The organism is Pseudomonas sp. PS02290, assembly GCF_029960075.1.
Classification (GTDB): domain Bacteria; phylum Pseudomonadota; class Gammaproteobacteria; order Pseudomonadales; family Pseudomonadaceae; genus Aquipseudomonas.
On sequence record NZ_JASCOY010000058.1, the window covers coordinates 1 to 22,277 of the forward strand.

At 60.6% G+C, this 22,277-nt stretch carries 17 protein-coding genes; 9 read left to right on the forward strand and 8 right to left on the reverse strand.

All coding sequences use genetic code 11. From position 1 onward, the window contains the following. Positions 1-108: 108 nt before the first annotated feature. From QMX88_RS20590 to QMX88_RS20605, 4 genes are all read right to left on the reverse strand, one after another. Complete coding sequence (locus tag QMX88_RS20590; protein WP_282372066.1) at positions 109-1,422, reverse strand: MFS transporter; 1,314 nt, start codon at positions 1,420-1,422, stop codon at positions 109-111. 154 nt (positions 1,423-1,576) lie between these two features. Then, positions 1,577-2,224: an N-carbamoylsarcosine amidohydrolase gene (locus QMX88_RS20595; protein ID WP_282372067.1), complete on the reverse strand. Its 648-nt coding sequence runs from the start codon at positions 2,222-2,224 to the stop codon at positions 1,577-1,579. Positions 2,225-2,259: 35 nt separating this feature from the next. After that, positions 2,260-3,078 carry an alpha/beta fold hydrolase gene (locus QMX88_RS20600; RefSeq protein ID WP_282372068.1) on the reverse strand — a complete coding sequence of 273 codons (819 nt, stop codon included), beginning with the start codon at positions 3,076-3,078 and terminating at the stop codon, positions 2,260-2,262. Further along, a complete protein-coding gene (locus QMX88_RS20605) occupies positions 3,075-4,223 on the reverse strand; it encodes an FAD-dependent monooxygenase (protein ID WP_192174749.1) in 1,149 nt (382 codons plus the stop codon). Before QMX88_RS20605 ends, QMX88_RS20600 begins: the two co-directional genes overlap by 4 nt. A 360-nt stretch (positions 4,224-4,583) precedes the next feature. On the opposite strand from QMX88_RS20605, the gene QMX88_RS20610 reads away from it, so the two are divergent. The 4 genes from QMX88_RS20610 (at position 4,584) to QMX88_RS20625 (ending at position 10,845) form a co-directional block, all read left to right on the forward strand. After that, positions 4,584-5,633, forward strand: coding sequence for a 2,5-dihydroxypyridine 5,6-dioxygenase (locus QMX88_RS20610; RefSeq protein WP_282372069.1), 1,050 nt, complete (start codon positions 4,584-4,586; stop codon positions 5,631-5,633). 396 nt (positions 5,634-6,029) lie between these two features. After that, positions 6,030-6,488, forward strand: coding sequence for a MarR family winged helix-turn-helix transcriptional regulator (locus QMX88_RS20615; protein ID WP_192174747.1), 459 nt, complete (start codon positions 6,030-6,032; stop codon positions 6,486-6,488). 260 nt (positions 6,489-6,748) lie between these two features. Then, complete coding sequence (locus QMX88_RS20620; protein ID WP_192174746.1) at positions 6,749-7,267, forward strand: (2Fe-2S)-binding protein; 519 nt, start codon at positions 6,749-6,751, stop codon at positions 7,265-7,267. Then, a complete protein-coding gene (locus tag QMX88_RS20625; RefSeq protein ID WP_282372071.1) occupies positions 7,264-10,845 on the forward strand; it encodes a molybdopterin cofactor-binding domain-containing protein in 3,582 nt (1,193 codons plus the stop codon). Before QMX88_RS20620 ends, QMX88_RS20625 begins: the two co-directional genes overlap by 4 nt. Before the next feature lie 1,032 nt (positions 10,846-11,877). On the opposite strand, the gene QMX88_RS20630 is transcribed toward QMX88_RS20625, so the two are convergent. From QMX88_RS20630 to QMX88_RS20640, 3 genes are all read right to left on the reverse strand, one after another. Further along, on the reverse strand, positions 11,878-12,522 hold the full coding sequence (locus QMX88_RS20630) for a TetR/AcrR family transcriptional regulator (RefSeq protein ID WP_282372072.1): 645 nt from the start codon (positions 12,520-12,522) through the stop codon (positions 11,878-11,880). A 5-nt stretch (positions 12,523-12,527) separates the two neighbouring features. Then, on the reverse strand, positions 12,528-13,871 hold the full coding sequence (gene pssA / locus QMX88_RS20635; RefSeq protein ID WP_282372073.1) for a CDP-diacylglycerol--serine O-phosphatidyltransferase: 1,344 nt from the start codon (positions 13,869-13,871) through the stop codon (positions 12,528-12,530). A 135-nt stretch (positions 13,872-14,006) separates the two neighbouring features. After that, positions 14,007-15,011, reverse strand: a complete 1,005-nt coding sequence (locus QMX88_RS20640) for an NADP-dependent oxidoreductase (RefSeq protein ID WP_282372074.1) — start codon at positions 15,009-15,011, stop codon at positions 14,007-14,009. A 251-nt stretch (positions 15,012-15,262) separates the two neighbouring features. Between QMX88_RS20640 and QMX88_RS20645 the strand changes: the two genes are divergently transcribed. Both QMX88_RS20645 and QMX88_RS20650 read left to right on the forward strand, forming a co-directional pair. Next, on the forward strand, positions 15,263-16,024 hold the full coding sequence (locus tag QMX88_RS20645) for an SDR family oxidoreductase (RefSeq protein WP_282372075.1): 762 nt from the start codon (positions 15,263-15,265) through the stop codon (positions 16,022-16,024). 91 nt (positions 16,025-16,115) lie between these two features. Next, entirely contained in the window at positions 16,116-17,588 is a 1,473-nt protein-coding gene (locus tag QMX88_RS20650; protein WP_282372076.1) for a mechanosensitive ion channel family protein, read from the forward strand. A 200-nt stretch (positions 17,589-17,788) separates the two neighbouring features. Here QMX88_RS20650 and QMX88_RS20655 read toward each other — a convergent pair whose 3' ends face one another. Beyond that, the gene (locus tag QMX88_RS20655; RefSeq protein ID WP_282372077.1) at positions 17,789-19,990 is read right to left on the reverse strand and encodes a TonB-dependent receptor; all 2,202 of its coding nucleotides are present in this window, start codon (positions 19,988-19,990) and stop codon (positions 17,789-17,791) included. Positions 19,991-20,250: 260 nt separating this feature from the next. On the opposite strand from QMX88_RS20655, the gene sseB reads away from it, so the two are divergent. The 3 genes from sseB (at position 20,251) to QMX88_RS20670 (ending at position 22,165) form a co-directional block, all read left to right on the forward strand. After that, entirely contained in the window at positions 20,251-21,051 is an 801-nt protein-coding gene (gene sseB / locus QMX88_RS20660; protein WP_282372078.1) for an enhanced serine sensitivity protein SseB, read from the forward strand. Positions 21,052-21,133: 82 nt separating this feature from the next. Continuing rightward, entirely contained in the window at positions 21,134-21,574 is a 441-nt protein-coding gene (locus tag QMX88_RS20665) for a hypothetical protein (RefSeq protein WP_282372079.1), read from the forward strand. Between the two features lie 144 nt (positions 21,575-21,718). After that, on the forward strand, positions 21,719-22,165 hold the full coding sequence (locus QMX88_RS20670; RefSeq protein ID WP_282372080.1) for a GNAT family N-acetyltransferase: 447 nt from the start codon (positions 21,719-21,721) through the stop codon (positions 22,163-22,165). Positions 22,166-22,277 lie beyond the last annotated feature (112 nt).

Genomic DNA, 22,277 nt, shown 5'->3' on the forward strand with positions numbered 1-22,277 from the left:
CGCGGGGGGTGTCCCGCGAAGGCGGTGGGTCAGTCAGTAAAACGCTGACTGACCCACCGCATTCGCCAGCAAGCTGGCTCCCCCGGGATAGGCGTCTAGCGCGACGAGTTACCGATTCACCAGCTTTGCCGGCAGCGCAACCACCAGCAGGCTGCTCAAAATCAGGCACCCGGCAAAGAACCACAACGCCCCGGCGCTGCTGCCGGTCACGTCGATGGCGATGCCCATCATCGAGTTGCTCACCAGCCCGGCGATGTTCGCCAGCGAGCAGGCCAACGCGAAACCCGTCGCTGCCGCCCGGCCCTTGAGGAACGTTGCCGGCAGGCTGAAGAAAACCGGGACCGCGCCGATGATGGCGGCCGAAGCGACGGCAAACAGCGCGACGGTCGCGACCACGTTATGGGTGAAAAACGGGCTGGCAGCCATGGCCACGGCGCCGATCCAGAACGGCACGATGATGTGCCAGCGCCGTTCGCGACGACGGTCGGAGCTGGCGCCGATCATCAGCATGCCGATCAGCGCCGCGACGCTGGGCAATGCCGTCAACACGCCGATGTGGAAGGTGTCGGTGACCCCGGCGTTCTTGATGAACGTCGGCATCCAGAAGCCCATGGCGTAGGCGCTGAGCAAGATCGAGAAATCGATGCCGCCGAGCATCCACACTTTCAGATTGAAAAAACCGTCGCGAAAGCTGTGCTTGCTGTCCCTGCCCTCAACGTCGTCCAGGCGCAGTTCGCTTTCCAGCAAGGTTTGTTCGGCGCTGTTCAGCCATTTGGCTTCTTTCGGATTGTTCGGCAGCGCCCAGAACGTCATCACCCCCAGCAGCACGCTGGGAATGCCTTCGATCAGGAACAGCCACTGCCAGCCACGCAGCCCGGCAGTCTGGTCGAAATGGCCCATGATCCAGCCCGACAGCGGGCCGCCGATGACGCTGGAAAGCGGCAGGCCGATCATGAACAGCGCGATGATGCGGCCGCGGCGGTAGGTCGGGAACCAGGTGGTCAGGTAAAACAGCACGCCGGGCAGGAAGCCCGCTTCAGCGGCGCCGAGGAGAAACCGCAGCACGTAAAACTGCGTCGGCGTGCTGACGAACAACGTGCAGGACGACAGCAAGCCCCAGGTGATCATGATCCGCGCGATCCAGATCTTCGCGCCGACCTTCTCCAGCACCAGGTTGCTCGGCACTTCGAAGAGGATATAGCCGACGAAAAACAGCCCGGCGCCCAACCCGAACGCGGTCTCGCTGAAGTGCAACTGGTCGAGCATTTGCAGCTTGGCGAAACCGATGTTGATGCGGTCCAGGTAAGCGGCCAGGTAGCAGAAACACAGGAAGGGGATGAGCTTCCAGGTGATCTTGGTGTACAGCGCTTTGATCGGGTCCGCGGCTAGGTTCGCGGAGGTTTCTACATTCGCAGAGGGCATGGGTGTCTCCTGGCGTTTCTTCGACCGGTGAGCGCGGCGGCTGATTTTGCCTGCGTTTGCGGTGTTGTCATATGGGGGACGAAGCGGCAAGCGCCAAGCTTCAAGCTTCAAGCTTCAAGCTGCAAGAGGGGACCGCATGCTCTTGACTTGCGGCTTATCGCTTGAAGCTTGCAGCTCGCAACTGTGTCATCGCCTCCTGCTTGCTCACCACATCTCCGTACTTGCTGTCGATGTCGAACAGGTTCGCTTCATGGGGATCGGGATGCCGGTCACCCACGCATTCGCGCACGACGATGGTCCGGAAACCATGCTGCACGGCATCCACCGCGGTCGCCCGGATGCAGCCGCTGGTGGAGCAACCGGCCAGTACGACGGTGTCGATCCCTTGGGCGTGCAGCATTGATGCCAGCGACGTGCCGAAGAACGAACTGGCGTACTGCTTGCTGATCACGACCTCTTCGGGCACTGGCTGTAGGGCCTCGCAGAATGCGGCCAGCGGATTGCCTTCGACCATGTCCTTCATCACCGGCGCTTTTTTCACCCACATGCCGCCGTCCGCGAAATGCGTGGGGTGGTAGCGGATGTTGGTGTGCACCACCGCGATGCCGTGTTCCCGCGCGCAGGCCAGCAACTCGACGCTTTCGGCCACGGCGCTGACCACACCCGGTGCATATAAAGGTGCGCCGGGTTGGGTGTAGCCCTGCATGAAATCGATCATCAGCAAGGCCGGTTTCGCACCAAAACCGATGCGATTACCCCAGACGCCCTGATAGTTGGCGTCCGCGCTTTGTGGGTCGGTCATTGCGTTCTCCTGTTCATCGTTTTAAGCAAGGACCGTCAGGTCAGCGGCGTACCGAGAAAGTCACCGAACGCGGCAAAGAAGCCCGGCAGGTTGTCCCACGGAATCATGTGTCCGGCGTTTTCCACTCGCGCGATCAGGATGTTCGGTTGCAGCTGTCGGATTTCGGCTTCGTCTTCCGGCTGAATCACGCCGCCGCGGCCAGCGACGATGAGCAGGGCAGGGACCGGAAGGTTCGGCAGGTCCTGGTGGAAATCCACGTCGTGGAAGTCATTGAAGGCGCGGACGATGGCGGGCTCGTAGCAGGTGTGCAGCCACTCGGCGCGTAGTTGCAGTTGTTCCTCGGTCCAGGTCGGGCAGAACGCGCGCATGTGTTCGGCGCTCATGCCCTGTTGCGACTGGCGGATGGAGTCGACGTACCACGGCAACTTCGCCGGGTATTCACGACGGCCCGGCCCGGACACCGGCGGATCAATCAGCACCAGGCTTTTCAGGCCCTGGGGGCAACGAATCGAAGCCCGAACGGCAAAACGCGCGCCCATGGAGTGACCGGCCAAGTGATAGCTGTCGATGCCCATGGCGGCGGCAAACGCACCGATGTCATCGGCGCAGGTGTCGACGCTGTAATCCAGATCCGGCCCCGTGGAAGAAAGCCCGCGACCGCGCGCATCCAGCACGTAGGTGTCGAAAGACTGGCCCAGGCGTTCAGCGACGAACCCCCAGGTGATCGCCGGGCTGGTGATGCCCGGGATCAGGATAAGCGCCGGTTTGCCGGAGTGAATGTCGCCGCCGTAGCGCAGGTAATGCTGACGGATGCCGTTGGCCTGGACGTTGCCGCCATGGATGAATGTGCTCACGCCGCCACCCCCGATTTCAGCTCCTGGCCGTACAGGTCGTACCCGTAAACCCAGGCCGGATCTTCCTGGGTGCGCAGCCAGGTGTTGGCGTTGGAAACCGCTTGCACCCGAGAGGCGCGTTCCTTGCGATTGGCTTCGTAGAGCTGGAACGCCGTGCGGTAGTCGGTGAGGCCGGTTTCCTGGAGGCAGCGGGTGAGCATCGCGGCGTCTTCAATGGCCATGCCGGCGCCCTGGGCCATGTGCGGCTTCATCGGGTGGCAGGCGTCGCCCAGCAAAACAAGGCGACCGCGACTCCACAAAGGCAACGGGTTGCGGTTGAGCAGCGGCCACTTGGTCACGCTGTCGGTGGACTCGATCAAGGCCTGCACAGTGGGGTGATAACCGGCGAAGGCTTCGTACATTTCGTCCCGGCTGCTGTCGACCCAATTGCCCTCGAAGTCCCACGCTGCATGGGGCACGCCGGTGACGTAGTAATACTCATCGCGCTTGCCGGTGGTGTGATAAACCATCATGTGACGGTCCTCGCTCCACCATTTCACGCAGTTCTCGAACTCCAGGTTGTATTTGGTCAGCACCTCGCTGGGGATCAGCGCGCGGTGGGCGACCCAGCCGCTGTACAGCGGTTTTTCATGGCCCAGCAGCTCTTCGCGAATCTTGGAGTTGATGCCGTCGGCGCCGATCACGATGTCGGCGTCGGCGTGGGTGCCGTCGGCAAAATTCAGGCGCACGCCGTTGTCGCGTTCTTCCAGCGTGGTCAGGCATTTGCTGAAGTGCACGCTGCCCGGCGCCAGCGTCGACATTTGCAGCGCGTGCAGATCACCGCGGTGCACGGTGATGTAGGCCGCGCCGTACTCCTTGAGGGAGAACTCGCCCAGGGCGATGCGCGACAGGTAATCGCCGGTCGCACCGTCGCGGCTGAACCAGAAATCCGGGTGCGAACCCATGTCGCTGAGCTGTTGCTCGATGCCCATGCGCCGGAAGATTTTCATGATGTTCGGGCCCATGTGGATACCAGCACCGATACGAGAAAACGCGGGGGCTTGTTCGTAGATATCGACGTGGAAGCCGGCTTTCTGCAACAGCGTCGCAGCCGCAGCGCCCCCCAGACCGGATCCGACGATGGCGATTTTTTGCGTGGTTGGCATGGCGCGCATTCCTTTGTGTTTCATGAGCTCTGAATGACCGGAGCTCTGGATGACGGCGAGGCGAAAAGAATGTATCGCGTCGCTGGGTTTTTAAAGTGTATACGCTGATATTTTTAAAAGTGAACCGATATTTCCAGAAACGGCAGGCGGTGTCGCAAACAGGCATGTCACCTGCTGTAACCCTTATTCATTGGGATCTGTGTGGTTGGGTAACAGAGTGGCGTGCCTATTGCAGCGGCGTCCGGATTGATGTCTTATCGCTTTTAATAAGTGTGTACGCTTTAAAAAATGCACTGGTCTGATGCGCGACGCCTTGCAATGGTGCATCCGGCTCGTCATCCGCCCCAGAGGAGAAAAGAGATGCCGGTTAGCGATTGCGAATTGACCCAGATGTTCGAGCACGTGCTGAAACTGTCGAAAGTGGACGCGACCCAGAGCGTGGCGGTGCTCAAGAGCCACTACTCCAATGGGCGCACGGTGCGCGCCGCGATGGACGCGGCCCAACGTCTTGGCGCGAAGGTGTATGCGGTGGAGCTGCCTTCGTTCAATCACCCCAAAGCCATGGGCAACGACATGACCGCCTACTGCGGCGACACCGCGCTGACCGGCAACATCGCCGCGCAACGTGCCCTTGAGGCGGCGGACCTGATCGTCGACACGATGATGCTGCTGCACTCGCCGGAGCAGGAGCAGATCCTCAAGACCGGAACGCGGATTCTGCTGGCGGTGGAGCCTCCGGAAGTGCTGGCGCGGATGCTGCCGACGGTGGCGGACAAGGAGCGGGTGCTGGCCGCCGAACAGGTGCTGAAGGCGGCGCGCTCGATTCAGGTGAAGTCACGGGCCGGCAGCGATTTCCGTGCGCAACTGGGGCAATATCCTTCAGTCACCGAATACGGTTTCGCCGACGAGCCGGGTCGTTGGGATCACTGGCCCAGCGGGTTTCTGTTTTCCTGGCCCAACGAAGAGACCGCCGAAGGCACGCTGGTCATTGATGTCGGCGACATCGTGCTGCCGTTCAAAACCTATTCCCGCGAGCAGATCACGCTGGAGATCGATAAGGGGTTTATCACCGGGATTCACGGTGGTTTCGAGGCGGAGTACCTGCGTGATTACCTGAAGTACTTCAACGACCCGGAGGTCTACGGCATTTCCCACATCGGCTGGGGCCTGCAACCCCGCGCCCAGTGGTCGGCCATGGGCCTGCACGACAAGAACGACGGCATGTGCATGGACGCCCGGGCGTTCTACGGCAACTTCCTGTTTTCCACGGGGCCGAATACTGAAGTCGGCGGCACCCGCAAAACCCCGTGCCATCTGGATATCCCGCTGCGTCGTTGCGACATTTATCTGGACGACCAGGCCGTGGTGCTGGCGGGGGAAGTGGTGGCGCCCGAGGCATCGAAAGCCTGAGGTGGATGTCCGCGCTTAGGAGGTACTTTTGAGCGACGGACACCACGGTGTTATTCAGAGAACGCGGTCCTTGTGGGAGTGAGCTTGCTCACGAAGGCGGGATTCCTGTAGATGAAGATTTAGGGTCCTTACCTACTTCTTCGCGAGCAAGCTCGCTCCCACAGGTTTTGCATACACCCCAGGATTTTCCGTGCACAGCAATCTTGTGGGAGTGAGCTTGCTCACGAAGGCGGCATTCCTGTCGACGTAGATTTGGGGTCTTTACCTACTTCTTCGCGAGCAAGCTTCCACAATCCATTCGGCTGCAGATAACTCACTCATTCCGAAGATTCCCCTCAACCCCCCGCAGACGTTACTGTAGCCACCACTTTCCAGATCCTGCCGAACGAGCCACCCGTGTCCACTGACAACCCTTCCAATAACAATCCGTCCTACACCTTTTCCGAGCAAGTGGGCCATCTGCTGCGCAAGGCCTACCAACGTCATCTGGCGATCTTCCAGCAGAATGTCGGCGATTCGCAGCTCACGGCGGTGCAATTCGTGACCCTGTGCGCGTTGCGCGATCACGGCCCCAGCTCGCAAACCGAGCTAGTCAAGGCCACGGCCGTGGATCAGGCGACCATTCGCGGCATCGTTGATCGCCTGAAAGCCCGGGACCTGATCAGCCTCGACCCGGACCCGCAGGATCGCCGCAAAGTCATCTGCAGCCTGACCGACAGCGGCCTGCAACTGGTGCAGGAAACCGTGCCCCGCGCCGCGCAGATCAGCGAGCTGACCCTGAGCAAACTCAACCCCGCCGAACGCGTGGCTGTGCTGTTTCTGCTGCGCAAATTGATCGACGAGGGCGATGAATAACGCCGCCTGACAGCACCGCCGTAGGAGCGCGCTTGCCCGCGAACACGATCTGCCCGCGACATTTATGTGCCTGACCCACTGCATTCGCGAGCAAGCTCACTCCTACATGGAGAATGTTCAGTCCACCCAATTGCGACGTCGAAACGACTAAACCCACCCCAATACTCCAACGTCCTACAGCCTTTTCTCCGCTGGCATGCTTCCTGCTCTCGTTTCATGAAGTAATCACTTCATCAAATGCAAGCTACAGCGGGTAACACATGAAGGCTGACACAAGCGAGCTGCAGCGGGCGGCGGAGAAGACCGTGACCCTGAACGTCAACGGTCAGGCCACACGTGTCACGGCAATGCCTGACACGCCGCTGTTACTGATCCTGCGCAACGATCTGCACCTCAACGGCCCCAAATACGGCTGCGGCCTGGGCGAGTGCGGCGCCTGCACGGTGATCATCGACGGCGTCGCCGCACGCTCCTGCGTGTTTCCACTGGCCGGCGCCCAAGGGCGCGAGATCACCACGCTGGAAGGCATCGGTTCGCGAGACCGCCCGCATCCGGTGCAGCAAGCCTTCATCGACGAGCAGGCCGCGCAATGCGGCTACTGCATGAACGGCATGATCATGACCGCCAAGGCCTTGCTCGACCGCAACCCGCACCCCACCGAAGCGCAGATTCGCAACGAACTGTCAGCCAACCTGTGCCGCTGCGGCACGCACCTTGAAATCCTCAGTGCGGTCATGCGTGCCGCGCGTCATCAGCCCAGCCCGGATCCCGCCCAATGACCCAGACTTTGCCCACGCGCGATGAATTGCTCGCCCAAAACGGCGTGCTGCTGATCGTCGACGACATCCTGCCGCCATCCGGTCCGGTCGCCAAAGGCGGCACCCCCACCGTCCGGCCCGTGGAATTGGGGCTGTTCATTGCCATCGATCAGGACGGCCGCGTCTTCGCCTTCAACGGCCACGTCGATCTGGGCACCGGCATTCGCACCTCGCTGACGCAGATCGTCGCCGAAGAGCTGGACCTGCAGATGGATCAGGTGACGATGATTCTGGGCGACACCGAGCGTGCGCCGAATCAGGGCGCGACCATCGCCAGCGCTACTTTGCAGATTTCCGCCATCCCGTTGCGCAATGCGGCGGCCGAGGCGCGGCGCTACCTGCTGCAACAGGCCGCGCAGCAGTGGTCGGTCGATGTGGATTCGTTAGTCATCGACAGCGGCGTGATCAAGGCACAGGACGGTCGCGAACTGACCTTTGGCCAGCTGCTGGTGGATCAGCGCGTGGAGCTGCGCATCTCCGGCAACGCACCACTCAAGCGGCTGGAGGACTACAAACTGGTGGGGCAGGGCGCCGCCCGTGTCGACATTCCGGGCAAGGCCACCGGCGAATTGACCTACGTCCACGACATGCGTTTGCCGGACATGCTCCACGGCCGTGTCGTACGTCCGCCCTACGCCGGTTACGACACCGGCGACTTCGTCGGCACCAGCCTCTTGGACGTGGATGAATCCTCCATCGCCCACATTCCCGGCATCGTCCGCGTGGTGGTGATTCGCGATTTCGTCGGCATCGTCGCGATGCGCGAAGAGCAGGCGGCCAAGGCGGCGCGCGAGCTCAAGGTCACCTGGAAACCGTGGCAGCACCAGTTGCCGGACATGAGCAATATCGAGCAGGCGATTCGCGACAACCCGAGCATTCAGCGGGTGGTGCTCGATCAGGGCAATGTCGAAGAAGCGTTGGCTCAGGCCAGCGAGCGGATGACGCGAACCTATCTGTGGCCTTACCAGATTCACGGCTCCATCGGACCTTCGTGCGGGCTGGCGGACTACAGCAAAGAAGGCATTCGGGTCTGGTCCGGTACGCAGAACCCCCACATGCTCCGCGCCGATCTGGCCTGGCTGCTGGAATACCCCGAAGAACGGATCGACATCATCCGCATGGAAGCGGCCGGCTGTTACGGGCGCAATTGCGCTGATGACGTCTGCGCCGATGCCGTGTTGCTGTCCCGCGCCGTGGGCCGGCCGGTGCGCGTGCAACTGACCCGCGAGCAGGAACATGCCTGGGAGCCGAAAGGCACGGCGCAGTTGATGGAAGTCGACGGCGGGATTAATGCCGATGGCGGCATCGCCGGGTATGACTTCAGTACCCGCTACCCGTCGAACAACTCACCGACCCTGGCCTTGCTGTTGACCGGTCGCGTGGAGCCGGTGGCGACCATGTTTGAAATGGGCGATCGCACCTCGATTCCGCCCTACGACATTGAGCACATGCGCGTCACGATCCACGACATGGCGCCGATTGTACGGGCGTCATGGATGCGCGGTGTGTCGGCGCTTCCCAATACCTTCGCTCACGAGTCCTACATCGACGAGTTGGCGTTCGCCGCTGGCGTTGACCCTATCGAATACCGCCTGCGCTACCTGCAGGACGAGCGCGCTGCCGAACTGGTTCGCGCCACCGCCGCCCGAGCTGACTGGACACCGCGCACCCAACCGATGCAAATCCCCGAAGAAGATGGCGTCCTGCGCGGGCGCGGTTTTGCCTACGCGCGCTACATCCACAGCAAGTTTCCCGGCTTCGGCGCAGCGTGGGCGGCGTGGGTGGCGGACGTGGCGATCGACAAGCACACGGGTGATGTGTCGGTGACTCGCGTGGTGATCGGCCACGACGCCGGCATGATGGTCAACCCTGCTGGCGTGCAGCATCAGATCCACGGCAACGTCATCCAGTCCACCAGTCGCGTGCTCAAGGAGCGGGTGACGTTCGAGGAATCCACCGTGGCGAGCAAGGAGTGGGGCGGCTACCCGATTCTGACGTTCCCCGAAGTGCCGAAAGTCGACGTCATGATGATGCCGCGCCAGGCCGAGCCGCCCATGGGCGCCGGGGAGTCGGCGTCGGTCCCGAGTGCGGCAGCCATTGCCAACGCCGTGTACGACGCGACCGGGATTCGCTTTCGCGAGCTGCCGATCACCGCAGAACGCATACTTGCCGCACTGAACAGCGCGGGCGTGGAATCCAACAGCCAGCCGCCGCAGTCGCCGAAAGCCAAACGCTCAAAGTGGCTGTTCGGTTCGTTGTTTGCTGCGTTCGGCGCGTTGCTGGGCATGGCCGCGACCGCGTTGCCCTGGCGTGCTGAAATCGCGCCGATCACGCCGCCCGCCGCGGGCACTTGGTCATCGGCGACTCTGGAGCGCGGGCGGTTGCTGGCGGCCGTGGGCGACTGCGCGGTCTGTCACACCGCCCCGAATGGCGCCAGCAATGCCGGCGGGCTGGCGATGCAAACGCCATTCGGCACTTTATATAGCAGCAACATCACCCCGGACCCGGAGACCGGCATCGGCAACTGGTCGTATCCGGCGTTCGAGCGGGCGATGCGTGACGGCATCAGTCGCGATGGCAAACACCTTTACCCGGCGTTTCCCTACACGGCCTTCAGAAACATCGAGGACGCCGACATGCAGGCGCTGTACGCGTACCTGATGTCGCAGACGCCGGTGAAACAGGTGCAGCCCGCCAACGACATGCGTTTCCCGTTCAATGTGCGGCCGCTGATGGCCGGCTGGAACGCGCTTTACCTGCGCAAAGGCGAGGTGCAGATGCAGCCGCAGCAAAGCGCTCAGTGGAATCGCGGTCAGTATCTGGTCAATGGACTGGGGCATTGCGCCGCCTGCCATTCACCCCGGGATCTGCTGGGAGCGGAGAAGGGCGGCACCTCGTTTCTAGGGGGCGGCACGGTGGACGGCTGGGAAGCGCCGGCGCTCAACAGCCTGTCGAAGGCGCCGACGCCCTGGACCGAGGATCAGCTGTTCAATTATTTAAGCAGCGGGTATTCCGATGCTCACGGTGTCGCGGCGGGGCCGATGGGGCCGGTTGTCTCGGAACTGGCGAAACTGCCGAAGAGCGATGTGCGGGCGATTGCGGTGTATCTGGCGGCGTTGAATGAGCCTGCGTCTGGTAGTGCTGCCATCCGTCCCGCGACGGTGAGCGGTCTGGCAGAGAAACCGAGCGTTTCGCCTCAGTCATTGAGCAATGGCCAGCGGGTGTTCGAAGGCTCGTGTCAGGGTTGTCATGCCGACGGTCTGGGGCCGAAGCTGTTTGGCGTGAGCCCGTCGCTGGCGACCAATACCAATGTCCACAGCGCGCTGCCGGACAATCTGATCAAAGTGATTCAGCAGGGAATAGACAAGCCGGCCACGGCAGATCTGGGTTACATGCCGGGCTTCAAGGACAGCCTGTCCGACACCCAGATCAGCGACCTCGCGGCGTACCTGCGCAACCGATTTGCGCCGAATGAGCCGCAGTGGGAAGGGTTGAAGGACAAGGTGGCGCATTTGAAAGCCAATCCCGGAACGCACTGACTCGGCGAGCCTCTTTGGGTGACATCCCGCTTCAGGCAACACGCTGACGCCCGGCAAAATACGGTCCCGTGGGAGTGAGCTTGCTCACGAAGGCTGCATCTCAACCGCTAAATATCTAGCGGGTGTACTGGCCTCTTCGCGAGCAAGCTCGCTCCCACAGGGTGTACTGGCCTCTGTGGGAGTGAGCTTGCTCACGAAGACTGCATTTCGATCGCTAAATATCTGGCGGATGTACTGGCCTCTGTGGGAGTGAGCTTGCTCACGAAAGCGGTATCTCAGCCACAGAATATTCAGCGGATGTACCGGCGCCTTCGCGAGCAAGCTCGCTCCCACAGACTGCATTTCGACCGCTAAGTATCTGGCGCATGTACTGGCCTCTGTGGGAGTGAGCTTGCTCACGAAGACTGCATTTCAACCGCTAAATATCTAACGGACGTACTGGCCTCTGTGGGAGTGAGCTTGCTCACGAAGACTGCATTTCGACCGCTAAATATCTGGCGGATGTACTGGCCCTTGTGGGAGTGAGCTTGCTCACGAAAGCGGTATCTCAGCCACAGAATATTCAGCGGATGTACTGGCGCCTTCGCGAGCAAGCTCGCTCCCACAGACTGCATTTCAACCGCTAAATATCTGGCGGATGTACTGGCCCTTGTGGGAGTGAGCTTGCTCACGAAGACTGCATTTCAACCGCTAAATATCTAGCGGGTGTACTGGCCTCTGTGGGAGTGAGCTTGCTCACGAAGGCGGTATCTCAGCCACAGAATATTCAGCGGATGTAACGGCGCCTTCGCGAGCAAGCTCGCTCCCACAGACTGCATTTCAACCGCTAAATATCTAGCGGATGTACTGGCCCCTGTGGGAGTGAGCTTGCTCACGAAGACTGCATTTCAACCGCTAAATATCTGGCGGATGTACTGGCCTTTGTGGGAGTGAGCTTGCTCACGAAAGCGGTATCTCAGCCACAGAATATTCAGCGGATGTACCGGCGCCTTCGCGAGCAAGCTCGCTCCCACAGGTGCTGCACCAGTCGGCCTACTCCGGCAACACCCTAACGCCACGCATCACCAAATCCTGAATAAACGCCAGCCAATCCTTCCGCTCTCCCTCCGCGGCCATGTCCTGACCCAGGAACGAGCTGAGGGTGTGCAGGTTGGAGTTATAGAAGTAGCACAGCGACGCGATCATCAAATACACGTGCTTAATGTCCAGGTCCTGCCGAAACAGACCCTGTGCCTGACCGGCATCGATGATCGGTCTGAGCACGCCGACGGCTTCGCCTGACAGGCGTCGCAGCTCACCGGACTGGCGCGCGTGCCTGCCCTTGTGCAGGTTTTCGATGCTGAGGATGGCGACGAACTCCGGGTGGCTGACGTAATAGTCCCAGACAAACGCCACCAACTGGCGCAGCGTCTGCGCCGGCGTCGACGGGTCCAGTGACAGCAGGCTTTCGGCGCGGTTGAACTGCTCGTAGGTGTGCTCAAGCACTTTGACGAACAGTTTCTCCTTGCTGCCGAAATAGTAATAAATCATCCGGTCGTTGGACTCGGCTTCGGCGGAGATCTTCTCGATGCGCCCGCCGGAATAGCCGTCGCGGGTGAACACCGTGATCGCCGCCTGAAGAATGCGCGCGCGGGTTTGATCGGCCTGTTGCGCGCGAACGCCAGTGCTTTTGCCCATGGTCGTCAGAGAATCCGGTAGAGCAGGCGCTCGACGCGGACCCGGCTGACCCGCCGCAGAAAGGTGCGCACGCCAACCGGGTATTCGCTCAGAGTATCGAGCTCGTCAAACTTGCCGACCCGATGGGTATTGCGCATCAGCAGCGCGATTTCCTCGGCGCGCGGCTTTAGCCATTCGCCCTTGGGGTCATCGATCAGCACGGCGTTTTCCAGGTCCAGCTGAAAGGCCCGCGGATTCAGGTTGTTGCCGGTCAGCAGGGTATAGCGGTCGTCCGACCACAGGCCCTTGAGGTGATAGGTGTTGTCGCCGTCTTTCCACAAATGGATGTTCAGCTGGTGCTTGGCGATCGCCGTCTGATGCTTCTGCATGAAGCGACGCAGGCTGATCTCGTACAGATACGGCAGCGCGGAGATCACCTTGAATGGCTCCTCCGGCGAAATGAAAAAGTCGTTGGCGGTCTTGTCGCCGATGATGATGTCGACCTTAACGCCCCGCTTCAGCGCGCGATTGATCTCGCGCTTCACCACCAGCGGCATGTTGAAGTATGGCGTGCACAGCGTCAGTTGCTCATCGGTCGCGGCAATCAGATCACAGAGGGTTTTGCTCAGCGGGTTCTTGTTGCCGATGCCCAGCAGCGGGATGACGCGCATCTCGCCGTTGTCTCGCACGCCATCATTGACGTCGTAACTGGCGCGCTTGAGGTGCTGGCGGAACTGACGAATTTCCCCGCGCAGGCTGCGTGAGCTGGGCGGCGAGGGCAGATCGAGGCGATGCACCGCGTCGGACGGCCGAATGTCCTCCTGGACCAGACGCTGGAACGAGTCGGCCAGGCCTTTGCTGTCAATAAGGTGATAGCGATCGAGCCGGTATTTGCCGAGCTTGTGAAGGTAGACGTTATTGATGCTGGCGCCGCTGTAGATCACACAATCGTCGATGACGCAGCCCTTGAGGTGCAACACGCCGAACAGCTCGCGGGTTTGCACCGGCACGCCGTACACCGGCACTTCCTGATCGTGTTCCAGGTTCTGCGCCTGATACCACGCCGAGTTCCCGGCCTGCTTGCCGGCGCCGATCAGGCCGCGTTGGGCGCGGAACCAGTCGACCAGCACCACGACGTCCAGCTCCGGTCGCGCAGCCTTGGCGGCATACAACGCATCGAGAATTTCCTGACCCGCTTCGTCCTGCTGCAAGTACAGGGCGACGATGTAGATCCGTCGGGTGGCGGCGGCAATCTTAGCCAGCAGTGTCTGCCGGTAATCGGCTGCACTCGGCAGAATCGTGATCGCCGTGCCGGAGGATTCAAAACCGCGCAGCGCTGCAAGGGTAGAACGTCGGAAGGGAGCCCGCATAAGCCTCTCGATGGGTCGGATCAACAGCGCACGAGCTTACACCAGAGTGCGCCCTCTGGTGGTTTCGGCAGCGTTATCCGTGAGTTGTTCAGCGGATTATCAGCGAGGGTTCACAGGTTGACCCACCCATACAGCTCACACCTTCAAGATCAACTTACCGCTGTTCTCGCCTTTGAACAGCATCTGCAGGGTTTCCGGGAAGGTCTCAAGGCCCTCAACGATGTGCTCTTTGCTTTTCAGCTTGCCCTGGGCCAGCCAGCCGGCCATTTCCATTCCGGCCTTGGCGAAGTGTTCCGCGTGGTCCATCACCACGAAACCTTCCATGCGCGCGCGATTGACCAGCAGCGACAGGTAGTTGGCCGGGCCTTTGACGGCTTCCTTGTTGTTGTACTGGCTGATGGCGCCGCAGATCACCACCCGCGCTTTCAACGCCAGGCGGGTCAGGACCGCATCGAGGATGTCGCCGCCGACGTTATCGAAATACACGTCCACGCCTTTGGGGCATTCGCGTTTCAGCGCCGCATGGATGTCTTCGTTCTTGTAGTCGATGGCGCCGTCGAAGCCGAACTCATCGATCAGGGTCTGGCATTTTTCCTTGCCGCCAGCAATGCCGATGACCCGGCAGCCTTTGATTTTGGCGATCTGACCGGCGATGCTGCCCACCGCACCGGCCGCGCCGGAAATCACCACGGTATCACCGGCTTTGGGCTGGCCGACTTCGAGCAAAGCGAAGTAGGCCGACATACCGGTCATGCCCAGCGCCGCCAAGTACACCGGCAGTGGCACCAGTTTGGGGTCGACCTTGTTGAAGCCCTTGGGCTCGCCGACGAAATAATCCTGCACCCCGAGCACGCCCTGAACGTAATCGCCCACGGCGAATTTCGGGTGTTGCGACTCAATGACCTTGCCCGCGCCCAACGCGCGCATCACCGCGCCCAGCTCAACCGGCGCGATGTACGACTTGCCTTCGTTCATCCATCCGCGCATGGCCGGGTCCAGGGACAGGTATTCGCTCTTCACCAGGATCTGGCCTTCGGCGAGTTCCGCAACAGGCACGGTCTGGAAGGTGAAATCTTCACGGCTGGCGGCACCCACCGGGCGGCGGGCGAGGAGGAATTGGCGGTTATTCAAGGCGGTCATGGCAGGGCTCTCGATTATCGGCGAAGCGGCAGTGATAGACCGGAACGGCCTGTACAGCAAGGATTGCCACTGCACCGAATGCCCGCCGATCCACGCTGATGATGGCGCTCGTCTCCGATCATCATCGCCACCAATGGCCCGGCAACCGGCCTCTTGATAGTGCTGACGCTGACTGTGTCGCGACCGCTAAGCTGCGGCCTATCAGGCGTTTGCCGAGCTCTTCAATTAATAAGTACAAAAAGGACGATCCCATGAGCATGACGTTTTCCGGCCAAGTCGCGTTGGTCACCGGCGCCGCGGCGGGTATTGGCCGAGCGACCGCGCTGGCGTTTGCCGAACACGGTCTGAAAGTGCTGGTGGTGGATCTGGACAGCGCGGGCGGCGAGGGCACGGCCGAGTTGATTCATCAGGCGGGCGGGGAAGCGCTGTTTCTGCCGTGTGACGTGACAAAGGACGTCCAAGTGCAGCAAATGATGGCCCAAGCCGTAGACGCCTACGGCCGCGTCGATTACGCCTTCAACAACGCCGGCATCGAAATCGAGAAGGGCCGCCTTGCCGAAGGCAGCGAAGCCGAGTTTGACGCGATCATGGGCGTCAACGTCAAGGGCGTCTGGCTGTGCATGAAATACCAGTTGCCGCTGATGCTGGCCCAGGGCGGCGGGGCGATCGTCAACACCGCGTCAGTCGCAGGGCTGGGCGCGGCGCCGAAGATGAGCATCTACAGCGCGTCCAAGCACGCGGTGATCGGCCTGACCAAGTCGGCCGCCATCGAGTACGCCAAAAAACACATCCGCGTGAACGCCGTGTGCCCGGCGGTGATCGACACCGACATGTTCCGCCGCGCCCACGAAGCCGATCCGCGCAAGGCCGAATTTGCCGCGACCATGCACCCGGTCGGGCGGATCGGAAAAGTCGGAGAAATCGCCGCCGCCGTGCTCTACCTGTGCAGCGACGGCGCCGCTTTCACCACCGGGCACTCACTGGCGGTGGACGGGGGCGTTACGGCGTTCTGATGGGGCATGCTGTGTTAGCGAAAAAGCAGACCGGCGCTCCCGGCGAGGTATTCAGCTAAGCTGCACGGGCTGTCCACCCCAGGGAATGTCGATGGATCATTTGTGGTTCGCCTATCCGCTGATCAGCGCTGCCGTGCTGCTGGTCATCGACCTCACGCTCTGGCAGTGGCTGCACCCGCGCTGGCTGCGGCGCAAGCTGGCGTGCCGGCTGGTGCTGTTCGTGCTGTTCAGCATGGCGCTGCTCGATGGCGGGCTCAGTCCGCTGTATCCGGTGCCCGCCGACTGGTCCGTTCCCCGGCATGTGCTGGGCACCATCCTGACCATCGCCTGGTGGCTGTTCGGCGCGCGGACACTCACCGTGCTCGCCGTCGTGGTCATGGAGCCTCGGATCGGCGGCAAGGGTCATCTGCTGCAAGACGTCATGGGCGCAATCATCTTCCTCGTCGCATCAGTGGCGGCGGCCGGCTATGTGCTCGACCTGCCGGTCAAAGGGCTGCTGGCCACCTCCGGCGCAGTCGCGATCATCTTCGGCCTCGCGGTGCAAAGCACCCTGGGTGACGTCTTCTCCGGCATCGTTCTCAACGCGACCAAGCCGTTCCGCGTGGACGACTGGATTCGCGTCGACGACATCGAAGGCAAAGTCATCGAAATCGACTGGCGCTCCACCCACCTGCTGACCTCCGAAGGCAGCATGGCCGTGATCCCCAACGCCATGGCCGCCAAGACCCGCATCGTCAACTTCAGCCGCCCGGACCATTTCCATTCGGTCACACTGTCCATCGAACTGTCGACCCGCCTGCGGCCCAGCCTGGTGCTGGACTCCCTGGAGAAAGCGCTGCTCGGCTGTCGCGAACTGCTGGCCCAGCCCGCGCCGTCGGCGGTGGTGGTCAAGTCCGGCCTGCGTATCGTCGAATACGAAGTCACCGGCTACGTAAAATCCCGGGACCGGCGCTCAGCGGTGCGTAACCAACTGTTCGACCTGATTCACCGGCAGCTCGCCTCGACCGAAACCCGCCAGGACCAGCAACGCCCTGCGACGCGACAGTCTGCGGTGCTCAGCACCGTCAATGCGCTGCGCATGCTCAGCGACGCCGACCGCGCGCAACTGGAACAGCACATGCGCCTGGGCGCTTATCCGGCGAAAGACGTCGTGCTCGCCGAGGGCGTGGTGCCTGATGCGCTGTTCATTATTGAGTCCGGGGTGGTATCGGCGTCGCTGCAACGGCCGGACGGCTGGCTGGAAGTGGGGCGCATGGGGCCGGGTGAGCTGCTGGGTGAAAGCGGGTTTGTTGACGGCACGCCGACGCTGGCGCGGTTCTGTGCGTACACCGATTGCATGATTTATCGGATCGACAAGGCTGATCTGGAACCGTGGCTGGCGGAGCATCCGGAATTGATTGGGGCGTTGGCTGGGTTGGCGAAGTTTCGGGCGAAGGCGAGGGCTGCGATGTTGGAGGCCAAGCCGGTGGTGGCCGATACGGGTGGGTTTGTTAGTTGGTTGCGCAAGAGTGTCAGGCGATTTGAGGTGACGCGCGGGCAGGGGCCGGATGACAAAAAGCGCTAACCAAGACAGCGGGTTGTCGAGAAGTAAAACTCTCGCAGGCAACTGACACCCGCCCGAGGCGTACCTTGGATGCTGCTGAACGCCTGATCTGAGCTATGCCTTGGGCGCTTGGGCCAACCTGCTGGCTGACCCTGAATTCGACTCATCGAAAGCCGTTTGATCCGAGGGAATCATGATGCCTATCCCTTGGGAGCGTTGACTCAGAAGTCTATGGTGCCCGAGAGTTTGACCAGACGCGGGTCGCCCTGGCTGAGATAGCCACCGTTGGCGGAGGCCCAGTAGTTCTTGTCGGTGATGTTCTCCACGTTGACGCGCAATGTCAGGTCCCTTTGATCGACTTTAAGTTTGTAGCGCGCCCCGGCATCGAACCGATTCCAGGTTGGAAGGCTCAGGTTATTGGCCTGATCCGCATACTGGCCTCCAGTACGCAGCATACGGGCGCTGAGGGCAGCTCCCTCCAGGCCAGGAACGTCCCAGTCGACGCTCGCATTTAGCTGGAAGGTGGGCACCCCGATGGCATGGTTTCCATCAGTGAGCCCGCCCGCGGTGTTCTTCAGCTCCGAGGTCATGCGCGTGCCGCCTGCCATCAGGCGAAGGCCTTCGATGGGCTCACCAAACACGCTCAGCTCAACACCCTTGTTCACCTGCTCGCCGTCGCGAATGTAGAGGCGCTGGGTCGCATCGACGTAGCCATCGCTGGGCTTCTCGATCCGGAACACGCCAAGATTTGCGCCGAACGATTGCATGTCCAGCTTGATACCCGCTTCCAGTTGCTTGGTGCGGCCAGGCGGGAAGGCCTCCCCAAGGTTGGTGACGTTGGTACCGGACGCGACCGGCCCTTTGGCCAGGCCTTCAATGCGGTTTGCATACAGGGAAACGGTGTCATTCGGTTTATAGACGATGCCGTACACCGGAGTGGTGATGGATTCGTCGTAAAGCGAAGTACGGCTGCCGTCATTGGCCGGATTAGCCACGCCGTTGGAGGTGGTGCCGTCGTACGAGTAGTTCTCTACGCGCAGCTGCTGACGGCGCACGCCATATGTCAGCAGCAAACTATCGTCGAACAAGCCAACTGTGTCGGAAACGGCCAGGCTTCGGTTGCGGGTTTTGCCGGTGACACCCGGATCGCCCATATCGCCGCCGGTGAGGGAAACCGCCGTTGGCTTGGGCAGGTCAGGTGTGGTGTAGATATTGGTATTCCCGGTGACCGAGCGGTAGAAGGTGTAGGCGTTCTCTTGCTGGGTCCAGATGGTGGAGGCGCCAATCGCGATCTGATGACTCACCGGCCCGGTTTGAACATGACCGTTAAGCCCCGCTGCAAAGCTGGTGTTTTCCTCATTGTGCGGGATCTCGGAGCCGCCGACAGTTGCAACTCCGTTATTACCTACGAGGGTTGGCGTGCCGTATACGCCAGTTTCACGCGTATGCTTGGCGCCCCCTGCAAGGTAGGCAGTCCAGTTTTCATTCAGGTCCCAGTCGCCACGCATCATGCCGAACGTGTCTTCGGTTTCGGTATTAGTCCAGTCCTGGCCGTAGTTATGGCTGGCGTCCGGGGCGGTCGGGATTTTGGTCGCATTACCCAATTGCACGGTGTTGCGTAAACCGTTGATGCGCTGTTTTTGGTAGCCAAAGTCGGTAGAGACGCGAAAGGTGTCACCCCGATAATCGAGTCCCGCGACGAACAACTTGGTGCGCTGGTTTTCGTCATCAATCGCAGTGTCGCCTTCGCGTTGGCTAAGGTTGACTCGCGCTCCGAATCGATTGCCCTCGCCGAAGCGTTGGCCAAGGTCCAGGTGCTCACCAATTCGGCCATCGGAACTGATGTCTTGGGTGTAACGGCGAGTCGGCACGTCTTCAGCACGCTTGGGCTGCAGATTCACGCTGCCACCCAAGCCCGTACCGGTGGGGCTCACGCCGTTGATAAAAGCGTTGGGACCTTTGAATACTTCCACCCGCTCAATCGCGTCCGTGGAGAGAATTTGCCGGGGAAGGACGCCGTACAGACCGCCGTAGGAGATATCGTCACCTGCCAGCGGCAAACCGCGGATCACGAATATCTGCGACTGATTACCGAAGCCGTAAGACTGGCGCACCGACGGGTCGTTAAGGAGTACATCTCCCACATCTTCAGCCTGCTGATCCTCGATAAGCTGGGAGGTATAGCTGGTCATGGTGAAGGGGACGTTCATGGTGTCCTGATTACCCAGAACACCCATCTGCCCGCCACGAGCGACCTGACCACCCGCATAGACCTCAGGCAGCGTGTTGGAATTGGCCTTGACGGCATCCGCGTTGATGTCAGTAGCACCGAGCTCCACCGCAGAGTCGGCAGCATTGGCGATGAAGCTCGCAGAGCAGCAAAGCGCAAGCACGGTGGGGCGAAACGGATGCGAAAGGAACATTACGGGCTACCAGGAAGGTGATCAGAAAGGTTAGAAGCCTCCTTGGCAATGCGAAGTATTCGCAGGTGAGAATGATATCAGAGGGCTTTCAAGTTTGTTGCCATTGACGACACATTTTTCACATCGCGTGAAACGCCCTGACGATGTTGAATGCAAAGCGCTGCCATCAGCAGAACCGCCTGTTCTTCCTGTTTTCACAGTCCCGTGGAAAACTACGCGCGCTTTGCACTCATTTTTTGTCTGTTTTGATGGAGCCACGGATGGAAATCATGAACAACCAGCAAGAAAACGCCCTCGAACAATCGCTCAGGCTGGCGGCGGATGAGCCGGCCCATCGACCCGACTTCTTCAAGACGCTGCTGGATTCCACCGTCTACGTCCTTGGCACTGCCGGGACTGGGAAAGGTCATGTCACGCTCGAAGCGGGTAGCAACATCAGCATCGCGAATTGGCACAAGGCTGACGGCTCACCTGTCATCCCGTTTTTTTCTTCATTGCAAACACTGCAAGCATCCATAGACAGCGAAGAGTCCTACGTAGAGATTCCGGCCAGATCGCTGTTTGAGATCACACGGGGCGCCCCTCTTTTTCTCAATCCAAAGTCTCCTTATGCAAAAGAGTTTTTGCCGGAGGAAGTGCGCCATCTGCTCTCCGACGGGATCGGCCAGAAGCCAGCGCAGCGCACGGTCGAAAAAGACACGACCGTGCTGCTCGGACAGCCGTCGCAATACCCGTCCAGGATGATCCACTCACTCACGCAGTTACTCGCCAAACATCGCAACGTAAAACGTGCATTTCTGGCGTTGATGCATGACCCATCGGTTGATCAAAAGCCCCATCTGATCATCGGTATTGAAGCGGACGGAGATTTTGAACGGGTCATGCGCGAGGCCGGTAACGTTGCCGGAGATACCGCCCCGGAAGGCGAACCCGTTGACCTCTATCGCGTGACCGAAGGAGGGGAAGGCCTTAGCGATTACTTCCTTAAGGAAACAACGCCTTTCTATGAACGGAAGTCGGCAGGCTGGCTGCGGTCATTGCTTGGTATTGGCAAAGCGTGACAGCGATCAAGCCCGGGCTAAGCGCAGAGCAGGCTTGCGAAATCTTGGTTGGGCTGTGCAGTTTTTTAATGGAGGAACAAGAATGGCTGAAATAAGCAAAGTGTCCGCCGAGTTGGTAGATCAGATCAAAGTGCTGAGCCGCGAGGGACTCGCCTTACTCGGCCTTACCGGGGATGATGCGCCGGCCGATGTGGTTGCGGCGATTACGGAGCGGGTGCGCAATTGCAAAGCGACTGGCACAACGCTGTCCGAGGAGGAAATGTATGCGCTTGGAGCGTTGCTAGGTAACCAGTACGTAGAAGGCCAGGGTTGGCACTGGGGCGATGTCGTTTGGGATTATGATGAGACGACTGCTGCTGTAGGAGTGCTCAACCACGACAACTCTTTGTTCATCAATCCTATTGGCTGGGTGGCTCAGGTGATGGAGTCCGAGGGTGGGGTTGGCTTCATGCTCAACTACAACATGGTCAGCGTGCACCAGGTTCCGGTACGCGAACCTGATAGCGCGACAGGTCTGTACTGACGCCTCACTCTGAAGAAGGGTGCCGACCTCAAATTGAACGCGGGTCTTCCTGAGTCGAACAGCCGCTACCTGCATTGCCAATAGCAACGCACTTCAAGAGCCCCTACTAAGCCAGATAGCTCTCCACCCAATCAAGGAAGATCCATGGGCCAAGCCGACATTCAACTGATCACCCATCTGCCCCCGCAGATTCGGGTGCTGGAAAAAGAGGCTGTTGAAGAAGGTTTCAGGTTTGTGACCCGGCTGATTACCGAGTGGAACTCCGGGATCAATCGCTTCAATGCCCCTGGCGAATGTCTTATCGCCGCGTATCGAAACCAGCAGCTAATAGGCATCGGAGGCCTTTCAGTTGATCCCTACGCCGAAAAGGACATGGCGAGGTTGCGACGGGTCTACGTCAGCGCTTCATCAAGGCGGCATCACGTGGGACAGACGTTGGTCAAGGCGCTTGTTGCACATGCCGCGCAGCGCTTTCAGAGCGTGTGCCTTTTCACCGATACCGCTGTTGGCGACGCGTTTTATCTGAAGTGTGGCTTCATGCGAACAGATCATGATCATGCCACGCACGTGATGTGCTTGAGCAACATCTGACTCAAGCAATTGTAAGTTAAGATTGATGATTGCAGCGCGGGTGCCTGGACCGTTAGGGTGCATGCAAACCCATATTAGGCGATGAATTAGCGGGATAGTGCTGACTGGCTGC